We start from the raw sequence: 12683 nt of genomic DNA, 5'->3' as shown, positions 1-12683 counted from the left end.
GGTGTGTTCCGCGGCGCAGCGGCCAGCGTCGTCGTGGGCGTCGGGGCCGGCGTCGGTGGCGGCGAGGTCCGCGTGCAGCAGGGCGTGGAAGACGATGAAGTCCACGACGAAGGCGGGCACGGAGGGGCGGTCCAGCGCGGGGTGGACGCGCACCTCGCGCAGGCGAGCGTCGTAGCCGCCCAGGTGGATGGTGCGGCGGGTGCGGCGGGCGGGGCGGCGGGCCCAGCCCACCTCCACGGCGTGCACGCGCCCGTCGAAGTAAGCCGCGTCCAGCCGGGCGTGGACGGCCTTGAGGTCGAAGCAGCGGCCGCGAGTGCGCAGCGGGGCGCCGGGCCTGCGCTCCCGGCGCACCTGGCCGTGGTGGGCGTGGCTGAAGGCCTCCAGCACCTCGCCGGCGGCGGTGTCGCCGGACACGTAGAGGGCCAGGGTGCGCACCACGGTGTCGGGTGCGTCCAGGAAGAGGTGGTGCAGGCGCAGGCGCACGCCTTCGGGGAGGCGGCGGTAGCTCACCAGGGTGGCGCGGTTGTCCGTGAGGCGCAGGTGCACGGGCTGGCCCAGCAGGGCGGACACGCGCCGGGCCAGGTCCGCGGCCCGGGGCAGCGCGTCCTCGCGCGAGGGCAGCCGCGAACGCTCCGGTTCACGCCCGGGCGCCGGGGCGTCGAACATCGCCAGTTGTCCGGGCGGCGGACGCATTGGGGGAAAGGTAAGCCCTGCCCCGGCCCGATGGCCAGGAGGATGCGTGGCGCCGTGTCCGGCGTCCTACGCGGGCCGCGGGCTGAACGGCCTTGAGCGCCGCGCGCGTCCAGTGGCTGCGAGGCCTTCGGTGTGGATGCGGAGCCCCATGCGGGGGCACCCCGTCAGCGCCGCGCCGCACGAACCTGTCCGACAGTCGGACCGGCCTGGGCCGCGAGGTCGTGTTCGTCAGCGGCGGGCGTTCCTCGGGGGACGGCCGTCACGCCTTCGGAAGCGCGGGGTACCGGTCCGCGAGCGAGGCGATGACGGCGAGCAGCTCCCCGGGCTCCACCGGCTTGGGCACGTGGCTCTGGAAGCCGGCGCGCAGCACGCGGGTGCGGTCCTCCGAGCGGGCATAGGCGGTGATGGCCACCGCCGGGGTGTGGCCGCCCTTCTCGGCGGACAGCGCGCGCACGCGCTCGATGAAGCCGTAGCCGTCCGTGACCGGCATGCCGATGTCGGAGACGAGCACGTCCGGATGCTCCGCCTGGAGCACCTGGAGTCCCTCCAGCGCGGAGCCCGCGGTCACCACCCGGGCGCCGCTGTCCTCCAGGAGCGTGCGCAGCAGCTCGCGCGCGTCCTCCTCGTCATCCACCACGAGCACCCGCACGCCGCCCAGCTCCGGCGGGGGCGAGGGCATCCGCTCCGCCGCGGGAGGTTTCGGCGACGGCGGCATGGCGGGGTCGCGCCGCTGCGTGACGGACAGGGGCAGCCGCACGGTGAAGGTGGCGCCCCGTCCCTCGCCGTCGCTGGCGGCGGAGACGGTGCCGCCGTGCATCTCCACGATGTGCCGAACGATGGCCAGCCCCAGTCCCAGCCCGCCCGTCTTGCGCGTGCTGCCGCCGTCGGCCTGGCGGAAGCGCTCGAAGACGTGGGAGAGGAAGGCCTCGGAGATGCCCTGGCCGGTGTCCTCCACGGTGAGCTCCACGATGGAGTCGCGCCGCGACACCACCAGCCGCACGTGGCCGCCCTTGGGCGTGAACTTCACCGCGTTGGACAGCAGGTTCCACACCACCTGCTGGAGCCGGTGCGGATCGCCCATGACGCTGCTGGTGGTGTCCACCGTGGCCCTTACCTCGATGCGGCGCGCGTCCGCCGCTGGCTGCACGGACTCGAGCGCCTGCTGCACCACCGCGGACAGGTCCACGGGCGACACGTCCAGTTTGAGCTTGCCGGACACGATGCGGCTGACGTCGAGCAGGTCCTCGATGAGCTGTCCCTGCGCGCGCGCGTTGCGCTCGATGGTCTCCAGCGCGCGCTCCTGGCGGGGGGCGGGCAGGGTGCCGGTGCGCAGGAGCTGCACCCAGCCGAGGATGGCCGTGAGGGGCGTGCGCAGCTCATGGCTGATGGTGGCGAGGAACTCGTCCTTGAGCTGGTTGGCCTCTTCGGCCTCGCGGCGCGCGGCGCTCTCGCGGGCGAGCAGGGCCTCGCGGTCCACCTCCGCCTGCTTGCGGTCGGAGATGTCGATGACGCTGCCGATGTAGCCCAGGAAGTGTCCGTCCGCGTCGAAGCGGGGCGAGCCGGTGTCCACGGCCCACCGGTAGTGTCCGTCCGTGCCGCGCAGGCGGTAGTCCAGGCGGAAGGGCTGGCGGGCGGCGTTGGACTCCGTGAAGGTCCGCTGCGTGCGCTCCAGGTCGTCGGGGTGGATGGCGTCGAACCAGCCGAAGCCCAGACCCGTGGCCTCGGTCTGGCCGGTGAAGGCGTACCAGCCCCGGTTCATGTACGTCGTGGCGCCTTGCACGTCCGTCACCCAGAGCATGACGGGGGCGTGGTCCGCCATGTTGCGGAAGCGGGCCTCGCTGTCGCGCACGACCTCCAGCAGTTGTTCGCGCTCCTGGGCCACGGTCTTCTGTTCGGTGATGTCGCGCGCGGCGGCGTAGATGAGGCCCAGCTCGGGCGCGGGGCGGGAGGCCCACGCGAGCCACCGGTAGCGGCCGTCGCGGGTGCGGAAGCGGTTCTGGAAGCGCAGGGTGGGGATGCCGTGGGCCAGCTTGCGCATCTCCTCCTGGGTGGACGCCCGGTCATCGGGGTGGATGAGGTCCATGAAGGGGTGCTGGTAGAGCTCCGCTTCGCTCCACCCGAGCACGCTGACGAAGTACGTGTTCACGCGCTTGAAGTACCCGTCCAGGCCCGCGACGCAGAACATGTCCGGGGACAGCTGGAAGAAGCGCTCGCGCTCCTCGACCTCGATGTGGCGACGCTCGGCGCTGTCGAACGCGAACGGGATGACGGCCTGGGCCAGCGCGTTGTCGATGCTGGCGCCAAGCACGCGCAGTTGATGCAGCGGCACGTCCACGTCGGCGCGCTCGGCGCGCGACAGGATGCAGTCGCGCAGGAGGGCGTATTCGCGCGTGACGAGGGACACGTCCGCGCCCAGGCGCAGGCGCTGCCGGCCGTGTGCTCCAGCGGCCTCGCTGTGGTGGAGCGGGGGGAGGCCGTCCGCGTCCTCCTCCGCGTCCACGAGCGCGGTGTGGAGCTCATCGAGCAGGGCGGGCAGGGCGTCAACGAGCTGCTCTTGTGACAGGCGCAGGGTGGTGAAGAGAGGCGACACCCGGGCGCACCAGTCCTCCAGGAGCGCCTCGCGTTCGGTGTTCAGCAGCTCGGCCAGGGACGCAGGGGACCGGCCCCTCGTGGGCATGGGCTCTTCGGATGAAGGGCCGTGCTCCTGTGGACCCGACGAAGACATGAATGTTCTTGAGGTGCGGCGGCCGGGCTCGCATGGGCAGGGGCGGGATGTTCGGCCCCTGCCTCCTTGCCTGGGCAGCGGTCAGGCGGCTTCAGCGCACGGTGACGATGCGGCCCTGCGCATCCACGCAATAGACCGCGCCTCCATCCAGGATCTCCGCATCCAGGCCGCAGCGCGACAGATCCGGAATGAAGGAGATGAAGAACAATCCCTCCTCGGAGCGGAGCACACGCGTCTCGTAGGTGTCGCGGCGTGACAGACACTCCGCGATGCGCGGATCGCGTGCATTGGTCTGGACCTTCCGACCCGGTGGAAGGAAGTCGTTCAGTGCCAGGCTCAGGGCCTCCAGCATGGGCCCTGAAAGATGGGTGGCATTGTCGAAGGACTCCGGGAAGTGAACCCGAGCCGCTTCTTCTTCAGGCGCACGAGGAGCCACAGGGAGCTTGTGGTAGCCGAGCAGGCCGCACCCACTCAGCCCAAGACCCAGGAGCCCGAGTCCGAGCGCGCGCAATCCACGCAGCGTCATGGCAGCCAGTCCTTTCCCTCGAAGGCCTTGAACGCGCCCCAGTCACCAGCGGGAGATGTGGCGGTGGCACCCGCCGTCAGGGGCGGCGAGGAATCACCAGTGGGCTCCCTATGGGAACATCACGTTGTCGAGTGTGATCGTACGCGGCCCGTCTTCCTCCCACAGCTTCAGGGAGAAGGCTCCCTGGGCCGCCGTTGAAGCGTCGGCCTCCACCACGACGAGCCCGAACTCACCTGTCGGGATGGGCCGTTGCTGCCAGAGCCGAAGCACCTTCAACTCCGCCCCGGTCTTGCCTCGAAGCGTTGCCCCCTTCGCGACCCATGGAGGAGCGCCCGCCATCACCGTCAAATTGATCTCGACAGCAACCCCCGTCGCGGACCGATAACTCTTGACGGAGGTTGCCTTAAGCGCGTTTCCAGCCGCACGAGCGACAGCCTCGGTCACGAGTCGTCCGGTCACTCCATGCTCGTCCAGCGCGCCGGAGAAGACGAGACCTGCCAGCCCGCCCGGAGCATTCTGTTCGGCCACCAGTCGTACGACTTCGCCCTGGCAGCGCGTCAACCCCGCACGAACCTCCCGGATTTCTTGCTGGTACGTCTCGATTGTCCGCATGCCGCGATAGACCTCAATGAGAGGTTCCGCCGTCGCGGGATGCACTCGAAGAAGGAATGAGGCGCTTGCTGGCGCAGCCCCATCCCGGAAGCGCACGAACAGACGCAGCCTCTCTCCAGCAGTCAAACGTGCTGAAGGCACCAGCCGCAATGTGGCCTGCCCTGCATCCACGAGAGAAAAGCGGTCCCGGCTCTCCAGTTCGACTTCGCCGCGCTTCAAGTCGGAGTCGAAGAGGAACGTTGTCGAAAGCTGAGCGCTGATTGCGATTTCGTGGGTGGAGGAAGCGTCATCGGGAGCCAACTCGATCCGGCGCACGCCCGGCAAGGAAGCACCGGCTTCCGATGGGTCGGCCGACGCTCCACTCGCGAGCAGGAGTCCAAGGAGCACGGCGAAAGAAGAAGAAGACACTCGGCGATGGCTCCCGGGGAATCCCGCTACTCGAACTCGCTCACCGCTCTCACTTGAGCGCTCGTGAAGATACGGGCACTGGAGGGTGAGTCGTCTCCAGGCTTTCGGGCCATGCCTCGGACACTGTCCTCCGCGAGGACCTCCATGCACACGGGAAAACTGTCGCCCTTCGGCGTCGTTGCCCAGGTCAGGCGCCCATACACGCGATCCCTCACGATGAGCCGGCCAGACAGCACCGTGTTGCTCGGCATGTCCTTCCAAGGGCCAGCCAGGATCAATTCCGTCGGCCCCTCCCGCACGGAGATGACCTTCGGATCGTCGATGATGAAGACCGCGTAGGCTTTGCGGCCCAGGGGAATGTTCAGCTTCTCCATGGCCTTCACTGCCCCCACCGGACACGGCTCTGGCGGCGGAGGCGGACGTACCTGCGACCCGGGGCACGCGAGCGCCGCACAAGCCGCCGCCGTGCTCGCCGCGCGGGTCATGACACTCATGCCCTTCTTCGCGGGCTTCGAGGGGAGCTGAGGGGGCAGGGTGTCTTCCGGTCGCGTCGTCACGGTGGCTGAGTCCTCCTGGAGCGTCGCGGGGAGAGCGACGGCCGCGGCGGTGGCCTCCGGCCCGGTTGGAGCAGCGGCGCGGCCAGCTTGAGGCGACTTGCCAGGGGGCGCTACTTCCTGACGGGTGTGGGCCAGCCTCGCGATGCGTGACGTCCCAAGTCCCCACGCCGCCCCTGCCAGGACGAGCACCAGGACGAGCGCCATCCAGGCACGGAAGGCTCCGCGCTTCACAGGCGCAACATGTACGGTCGTCGCGGGATGCGGCGACACGTTCGCCGCGGCATTCGCGTCCCCAACTGGCGCCACTTTCAGGGGAAGGCGTTGGCCCCGGCGCGGACGGTGCCGGGGTTCGTTCCGCCACTGCTCGAAGCTGTCGAGGTCCTCCCCCTCCGTCGTCGCGGAGTCCTCGGCATAGGCGTCGCAGAGCGGCACGTCCCACGCCGCGTCCGCGCCACGCAGCGCCTCCTCCAGGGACTCGCAAAGCTGCCGGGCGCTCGGCGTGCGCGCCTCGGGCGTCTTCTCCAAGAGCCGCAGGCACACGTCGCCCAGCGCCCGGGGCACGCGCTCATTCTCCTTGTGCGGCGGCATGGGCGCGCTCCCGAGAATCGCCTCCGTCAAGCTGGCGGCATCCTCGCCATCGAAGGGGAAGCGCGCCGTCAGCAGCCGGTAGAAGACGAGGCCCAGCGCCCACAAGTCGTCCGCCGGGCCCGCCGTGTACCGGGCGTCCGGCGCCTCGCGATGGGCCCTGAGGAAGCGCCATGCCTCCGGCGCGCGGTAGTCCACCGTCCCGGGCGGGAGGATGTCCGCGGTCAAGTCACGCGCGCCCGCGTAGTCGCCAATGCCGAAGTCCACCAGCTTGGCCACGCCATCCGAGGCGCGCACCATGATGTTGGCCTCCTTCACGTCCCGGTGCACCACCCCGTCCGCATGGGCGGCGGCGAGCGCCCGCGCCACGCCCAACAGCACGCGCGCCGCCTGTCGCGCCGTGGGATTCTCCGCGTCAGCCCATTCGTCCAGTTGGCGCCCGTCGACGTACTCCATGACGATGACGGCGAACTGAGGCTGGGCCACCGGCCAGTAGCCGTGGCCCAGGATTCTCACCACGTTGGGGTGCCGCAGCCGGGTGAGGATGGAGACTTCGCGCTCCGCCCGCTCGCCCACGCGCGGCAGGTGCAGCAGCTTCAGGGCGAAGCGCTGGCCCTCGCAGCGCGCGAGGTACACCGTCCCGAAGCCTCCCTGCCCCAGCTGGTGCTCCACCGTGTAGCCCAGCAACTGGGCCCCCGGATTCAGCACGGCGGGAGGCGGCCCCCGAATCATGGCTGCCCTCTTTCGGACTTCCAGCCTTCTCGCATGCGGCGGCCTCCCGGCGGGGCGCGCACCCTACCCAAGGCATGAGAAGCCCGGGAGGCCCAACGCCTTGGGACGCATCCAGCTGGGGACTCGTGGAGTCCACTCAAGCGCTTCCAACCTCCAACATTCATCCCTGCGCGCCCTGGGCTACGCTGAGCCCCGCCATGAATGAAGAACTCGGCATCACCATCGGCACGGAGGCTCGCGCGGCCCGCCAGCACCTGGGCCTGACTCAGGCCGAAGTCGCGGAGCGCATTGGACTGGTACACCCCGTCTACAACCGTCTGGAGCGCGGGAAGATGCTTCCCAGCGTCCCCTCCCTCTACCGCCTCTGCCGGGAGCTGCGCGTCTCCCCTGAGAAACTCCTGGGCCTCACCGCGACAGGTGACGTGCGCAAGGGCCACAAGCCCCAGCCCAAGGAAGAGGACGCCCCGGAGCTGCGGCGCCTTCTCCACCTCGCGCGCAAGTTGGACGCAGAGAAGCTGGACGCCCTTCTTCACGTCGCTTCGGCGCTGGCACGCTGACGGATTACTCCCGCTTCACGCCCTCCAGTTCATGGGGCTCCAGCCCTTCGCGGAAGAGGCCACTCTCGCCAAACTCCACCGCGTCGCGAAGGCCGCTGCCCTCCGCCAGTACCCGGGCCCACTCCACCGCGGCCTCCTGGCGGCCATAGCCCGGGTGCCGCCTTGCCAGGGCGATTCGCATGGCATCCCGCATGTCCGCCGCCGTGGCGAACCGCTCCTCGGGTTGGCGCGCAGCGCGACATGCAGCATCGCCTTCACGTCCGGGGAGAGTGAGCCCACGGCCTCCTCGACGTCCTTCGGACCGAAGCTCGCCAGCAGCACCTGCATCTGTGTCAGCGGCAGGGAGGGAAGGATTTCCGAATAGAGGTAGGCCAGGCGCCTGGGCGGGCGTGGCACGTCCTCCACGTCGAAGAGGTGCTTGCCGGTGAAGAGCTCCACCAGCAGCACGCCCAGGCTGAAGACGTCGGAGCGCGGCGAAAGCGGCTGCCGCCCCAGGTATTCCGGCGAAGCGTAGGCCACATCTCCACGCACGAGGTTTGCGGGTGACTCCTCGCGTCCCACCACCAGCGAGTACGCCGCGCCGAAGTTCGTCAGCTTCACCTCGCCCTGTGTCCCCACGTAGACGTGGCGGGGGTTGACGTCGCGGTGGATGACGCCCAGCGACTGGCCGTCCGTGTCCGTCAGGGTGTGCGCGTGGTGCAGCGCCTCCGCGATCTCCGCGCCGACATAGAGGGCGAAGGACTCGGAGACGCGTCGTCCGCGCGCTACGCCCGCGCTCACCAGCGTCTCCAGCGAGGGGCCGTCCACGGACTCCATGACGACATGCAGCGCGCCCTGGTGCACCTTGCGGTGGAAGACCTGGGCGATGGCTGGGTGGCGCACGCGGAACGCCAGTTGAAGCTCCTCTCCCAAGCGCGTGCGCTGAATGTACGTGGAGGGGTTCGCCAGCTTCCGGACGAAGCAGAAGCCGGGCAACTCGTTCCCTCTCGCTGGGAAGCGTTGCGCCAGCATCAGCACCTCGCCCGTCTGCATCCGCACCAACTCGCGGACGGCTTCGTAGCGGATGCCGTCGATGGTGAAGAGGTGCTGGGGCCTGTCCGGCGTCGGCGGAAGTTGCCTGCGACGCGGCGAGGCTTCCGTGCGCGCCAGGTCGTTGGTCGTCGTGTCGGGCATGGCTCCTCGGGAGGCGGAAGAAAAGCGCGGCGCCTCCCAGGAACTTGAGTGGATTTGACTTTTAAAGTCCATGATTTTGAACTTTAAAGGTCAATAACTGTGTCTGGGTGAGGTTGGGAGTGCGGCCCGTCAAAGTCCCAGATACATGAGCAGCGCACCCAGGTCCGCGTCGGACAGGGCCTCCGTGCTGTAGAGCGGCATGTTGCCTCCCACGCCGAAGAACGGACCGTGCCGCACCTTTTCGATGACGACCTGCGCGTGCGGGATGCCCGGGAAGAGCCGGTCGTATTCGCGAGTCACCTCCGGCAGCACCGACGCCAGCTCCGTCAGCCGTCCATCTCCCGTGTGCGTCGCGCCGTGGCAGTTCTGGCACGCCGCCCGGTACACCGCTTCGCCTCGCGTGGCGTCGCCCCGGGGCACGTCCTGGATGTCCTTCACCACCGTGAACGGCAGCGCGGGCGCCTGCGCGTCCGGGCTGATCCGCGACAGGTACTCATACAGCGCGCGGGAGCGCGGCTCCTCCGCCCCCAGCTTCGTCACGCCGCGCATGAAGTTCACGTAGCAGAAGTTCACCGCGTCCAGCAGCTGCGTCTCGTCGCCGCCCCACCAGCTCGGCCGCGCCGCCACGTTGTACAGCGTGTGCCCTGAGTCGATGCGCCCCGCCGGCGCCTCCGCCGTCGTCACGTGGCACGTCGCGCACGAGAACTTGTTGTACTCGCTCGACGACAGCCGCGCGTCCTGGAACAGCGCCTCTCCGTAGTCCGCCGCGGCCTGGGGCCCCTCTTCGCCCCCACACCCGGCCAGCACCCCCGCGAGCACCGCCGCCACACCCGCGCGCAGGCCCCTCACGGCTGCCCCCGCAACAGGCTCACCGAGTCCGGGAAGATGCCCATCCGCACCGTGGACAGCACCGTGCCCTCCGTCAGGTCCACGACGTGCAACGTGCCCGGGCCGATGTGGTCCCCTTCGCAGACCGCCAATCCGTGGCGCTCGTCCGGCGTCAGCATGAACTGATGCACGTTGAGACATCCCGCCTGTGACAACTGCACCGTGCGCTGCACCGTGGACGTCGCCGCGTCGATGACCGCCACCGCGTCCTCCTGCTGATAGGGCATGTACAGCGTGCGCCCGTCCCGCGTGAACGCGCCGAACATGGGCGAGCCGCGCAGGTACACCGTGCGCTCCGGGTTCATCGCGCGCGTCCCGGGCTCCAGCACCTGCACCTGCTTGCTCGCGAGCGAGCTGACCCACACGTCCCCCGTCGTGGGCGACACCGTGAGCGCGTATGGCTGATGGCGCGGACTCACCGCAGTGCCCGAGCCCGCCGCCACCTTCACGCGCGTCACCGGCATGCCCGCCGCCGCCAGGTCCACCACCGCGACCTCGTCCGACCAGCACGCCACGTACGCCGTGCGCTCATCCGCGGACAGGCGCACCGCGTGCGGCGCGGGGCACACCTTCACCCGCTCCTTCACCGTCATCGTCTCCGCGTCGAGGATGACCAGGCGCGAGACCATGTCCTCCTCCGGCCCGCCCTTCCGCGCCACGTCCGCGATGCGCAACAGGTCGAAGTGCGTCTGGTACAGCGTGCGCCCGTCCGCGCTGACGATGACGTCCCCCGGGTTGCGGTCCACGCGCGTGGACGCCACCAACCGGTTGTCCTTCGCGCTCAGCTTCAGGCAGTAGCCGTCCGCCGTCCCCGTCCCATGCGCGCCATGCGGACCCGAGCCGCCTCCGGGCACGTAGTTGGAGATGCCCACGTAGTAGTAGTCGCCAGCCGGCGATACCGCCGTGTGGTGCGGTCCCTCCAACTCCACCGGGTTGAGCCCCACCGGCACGCGCGCCAGCTCGCCCCAGCCCGGCGTCCCCAGCCCGTCCATGTCCAGCAGGCTCACGGAGTCATCCAGGCTGTTCGTCACCAGCAATCGCCCGGAAGCTCCCGGAGGCGGCACCGTCGAGCCGCCCCGCGTCCACGGGTTTGGATCCGCGTACGTCAGCTCGGGCACGTCCGTGCCCGGCTCCGGCGGTTCGGCCTCCGTGCAAGCGCCCAGCGCCAGGACGCAAAGCCAGGCGGCGCGCCTCACCTGGCCATCCCCATGGTGAAGGGCACCGGAGTCCCCAGCGTGTACGGCCCCTCCGTGATGCGGTTCTGCACCAGGTACGCGCTCACCACCTGCACCGACAGCGCCTTGCCCGCCGAGTCCTTCACCGTCCGCCAAGAGCCGTCATCCAGTTGCCACTGCAACTCCGACGTCAACACCTGGACGATGGGGCACTCGCGCCCGGCGACGTGGACCTTCACCCAGTAGAGGTCGCCCGTGTACGGCGGCAGGTGGGCTTCGGCGGTGGGCAGCACCAGGTTCCCCAGCCACGCGAGCACCGAGCGCTTCGACTCGCGAGGACGGCCCTCCAGCAGGGGGGACGTGCGGCCCGGGCGTTCCAGCGACGCGCGCAGCGGAGACGTCCACTGCCACAGCGGCGCGGATTGGTCCGTCCAGTACTCCTGCTGGGACTCGGGCGACGTGAGCGTCACCGCGCGCGAACTGTCCTGGGGCTGGTTCCTCGCATCCACCAGCGTGCGCCACGCCTCGTCCGTGGCGCCGCCCGCGTAGAGCGGTTCCTCGCACTCGGTGGCCTGGGGCTCGGTGTCGTCGCCGTTGCACGCGCTCAGGGCGAGCAGCGCGACAGCAGCGGTACTCCAGGGCAGGGACGTCTTCAGCTTCATGGTCATGGGGCCTCGCGCCGACGGCCGCGGCGCGTCAAGGGAAGCAAGGGAAGCAGGAACAGCGGAAGCAACATGCCCGCGGGCGCGGCGGCACAACCGGAGGACGGCTTCGGCTTCGGGTCGGCGGGCGTGCCCGCGTCCTCCACCGGCTGCACTCCCGCATCCAGCACGCCGGCGTCCGGAACGCCATCCGGGTAGAGCGGCGCGCCAATCGTCTCCGCGAGCTGGGGCCAGCGCGACGGACACAGCTCGCGCACGGGCGTTCCCGCCGGGCACTGATGGCTGCCTTGGATCTGCTCCAGGCTGAAGAGGGGCTCCCACGTGGTGCCGTCGTCGCTGCTGCGCGCCAGCGACCAGTCATGGAGCCACGGCGAGCCGCAGCCGTAGATGACGTCTCCCACGCGCGTCACGCACGCGTTGCCGGTGGGCAGCACCAGCTTGGAGAAGGCCCCGCCCTCCTGGCTGCGGAAAAAGGAGCTGTACGTGGACACCCACGCGGTGCCGCCGTCGGCGGAGACGTCCATGTTGATGAACACGTCGTCGATGCCGGCGCCCGTGCGCGCGGTGAAGGTGCGCCCGCCGTCCGTGCTGTGCAGGATGTGCGTATAGCCCTGCGCGGACACGCGCGCCCAGACGCGGTGCGGCTCCACCGGGTCCGTCGCCGTCACCACGAAGTCGAACGGGCGCACCAGGTCCGGGAAGGTCTGCGGCAATTCCTCCCACGTCTCGCCCGCGTCGTCGCTGCGGAACAGATACATGCGCGCCGTGTCCGACGCGGACACGTAGAGCGTGCGCGGGTCCGCGGTGGACACGCGCACGGCGGAGAAGAGGACCCCCGCGCGCTGGAGCCCCAACGGCCGCCACGTCTCCCCGCCGTCCTCCGAGCGGAACACCCCGTTGGTCGCCGACGTGGAGCGGCCCGTGGCCACGTACAGCACCGCGTCATCCGAGGGGTGCGCCGCGAGCCCCGTCACCCAGGTGTCCTTGAACGCCGGGTGCGACGACCACGAACACGCGCCGTCCTTCGAGGACAGCAGCGCGTTGCCGGTGGCCGCCAGGATTTGCCCTGTCTCGCGCCAGACGAAGGACTCCGGGCGCCAGCCGCCATACCCCATGGCATCCGGACACACCCAGCGCCACGTCCGCCCACTGTCGCGCGAGATGACCGCGCCAAACGTGGCCCCCACGAAGAAGTCCTCGGAGTGGCCTCGCCGCAGCGTGACGTTGGCCGTCTCCGGCAGGCCCGCGTGCGCCCACGCGGCGCCCGAGCTCACCGAGCCCAGGAGGCCGGCCACCGCCGCCCCCCTCCAACCCCCCGTGATTCGTCGCGTTCGCATCCGGCGCTCCGGGGCAGGCCTCATGGCCCCCCACGATAACGCCCGGCCCGCGC

Annotated in this window: 11 protein-coding genes; 1 reads left to right on the top strand and 10 read right to left on the bottom strand. The window is 70.1% G+C overall.

Translation table 11 applies throughout. The features are described from left to right. The 5 genes from D7Y15_RS25725 to D7Y15_RS25705 form a co-directional block, all read right to left on the bottom strand. Positions 1–666: hypothetical protein (locus D7Y15_RS25725; RefSeq protein WP_121754228.1), on the bottom strand; the 666-nt coding region annotated here is incomplete at its 3' end. 286 nt (positions 667–952) lie between these two features. Next, positions 953–3370 carry a PAS domain S-box protein gene (locus D7Y15_RS25720; protein ID WP_158629109.1) on the bottom strand — a complete coding sequence of 806 codons (2418 nt, stop codon included), beginning with the start codon at positions 3368–3370 and terminating at the stop codon, positions 953–955. A gap of 139 nt (positions 3371–3509) precedes the next feature. Continuing rightward, positions 3510–3944 (bottom strand): hypothetical protein, encoded by a 435-nt coding sequence (locus D7Y15_RS25715; protein ID WP_121754226.1) that lies wholly within the window; start codon positions 3942–3944, stop codon positions 3510–3512. A gap of 108 nt (positions 3945–4052) precedes the next feature. Further along, positions 4053–4964: a DUF2381 family protein gene (locus D7Y15_RS25710; protein ID WP_121754225.1), complete on the bottom strand. Its 912-nt coding sequence runs from the start codon at positions 4962–4964 to the stop codon at positions 4053–4055. A gap of 26 nt (positions 4965–4990) precedes the next feature. After that, positions 4991–6838: a serine/threonine-protein kinase gene (locus D7Y15_RS25705; protein WP_120580725.1), complete on the bottom strand. Its 1848-nt coding sequence runs from the start codon at positions 6836–6838 to the stop codon at positions 4991–4993. A 197-nt stretch (positions 6839–7035) separates the two neighbouring features. Between D7Y15_RS25705 and D7Y15_RS25700 the strand changes: the two genes are divergently transcribed. Next, positions 7036–7395 (top strand): helix-turn-helix transcriptional regulator, encoded by a 360-nt coding sequence (locus D7Y15_RS25700; protein ID WP_120580726.1) that lies wholly within the window; start codon positions 7036–7038, stop codon positions 7393–7395. Between the two features lie 15 nt (positions 7396–7410). On the opposite strand, the gene D7Y15_RS25695 is transcribed toward D7Y15_RS25700, so the two are convergent. From D7Y15_RS25695 to D7Y15_RS25675, 5 genes are all read right to left on the bottom strand, one after another. Further along, on the bottom strand, positions 7411–8568 hold the full coding sequence (locus D7Y15_RS25695) for a protein kinase (protein WP_306466105.1): 1158 nt from the start codon (positions 8566–8568) through the stop codon (positions 7411–7413). Between the two features lie 129 nt (positions 8569–8697). Then, positions 8698–9417 carry a c-type cytochrome gene (locus tag D7Y15_RS25690; protein WP_120580728.1) on the bottom strand — a complete coding sequence of 240 codons (720 nt, stop codon included), beginning with the start codon at positions 9415–9417 and terminating at the stop codon, positions 8698–8700. Continuing rightward, positions 9414–10652, bottom strand: coding sequence for a YncE family protein (locus tag D7Y15_RS25685; RefSeq protein ID WP_120580729.1), 1239 nt, complete (start codon positions 10650–10652; stop codon positions 9414–9416). Before D7Y15_RS25685 ends, D7Y15_RS25690 begins: the two co-directional genes overlap by 4 nt. After that, on the bottom strand, positions 10649–11299 hold the full coding sequence (locus D7Y15_RS25680; RefSeq protein WP_233605090.1) for a hypothetical protein: 651 nt from the start codon (positions 11297–11299) through the stop codon (positions 10649–10651). Before D7Y15_RS25680 ends, D7Y15_RS25685 begins: the two co-directional genes overlap by 4 nt. Next, positions 11296–12588 (bottom strand): hypothetical protein, encoded by a 1293-nt coding sequence (locus D7Y15_RS25675; RefSeq protein ID WP_233605089.1) that lies wholly within the window; start codon positions 12586–12588, stop codon positions 11296–11298. Before D7Y15_RS25675 ends, D7Y15_RS25680 begins: the two co-directional genes overlap by 4 nt. Positions 12589–12683 lie beyond the last annotated feature (95 nt).

This window comes from Corallococcus sp. AB030, assembly GCF_003668965.1.
GTDB classification, from domain to species: domain Bacteria; phylum Myxococcota; class Myxococcia; order Myxococcales; family Myxococcaceae; genus Corallococcus; species Corallococcus exiguus.
The sequence above is the reverse complement of the archived record's forward strand: the minus strand, read 5'-3'. Positions and strand labels throughout refer to the sequence as shown.

What these genes read in the sequence shown, in the direction of transcription:
- D7Y15_RS25720 (WP_158629109.1), bottom strand. Translation starts at nt 3,370, where the DNA reads ATGCCCACGAGGGGCCGGTCCCCTGCGTCCCTGGCCGAGCTGCTGAAC.
- D7Y15_RS25715 (WP_121754226.1), bottom strand. Translation starts at nt 3,944, where the DNA reads ATGACGCTGCGTGGATTGCGCGCGCTCGGACTCGGGCTCCTGGGTCTT.
- D7Y15_RS25705 (WP_120580725.1), bottom strand. Translation starts at nt 6,838, where the DNA reads ATGATTCGGGGGCCGCCTCCCGCCGTGCTGAATCCGGGGGCCCAGTTG.
- D7Y15_RS25700 (WP_120580726.1), top strand. Translation starts at nt 7,036, where the DNA reads ATGAATGAAGAACTCGGCATCACCATCGGCACGGAGGCTCGCGCGGCC.
- D7Y15_RS25695 (WP_306466105.1), bottom strand. Translation starts at nt 8,568, where the DNA reads ATGCCCGACACGACGACCAACGACCTGGCGCGCACGGAAGCCTCGCCG.
- D7Y15_RS25680 (WP_233605090.1), bottom strand. Translation starts at nt 11,299, where the DNA reads ATGACCATGAAGCTGAAGACGTCCCTGCCCTGGAGTACCGCTGCTGTC.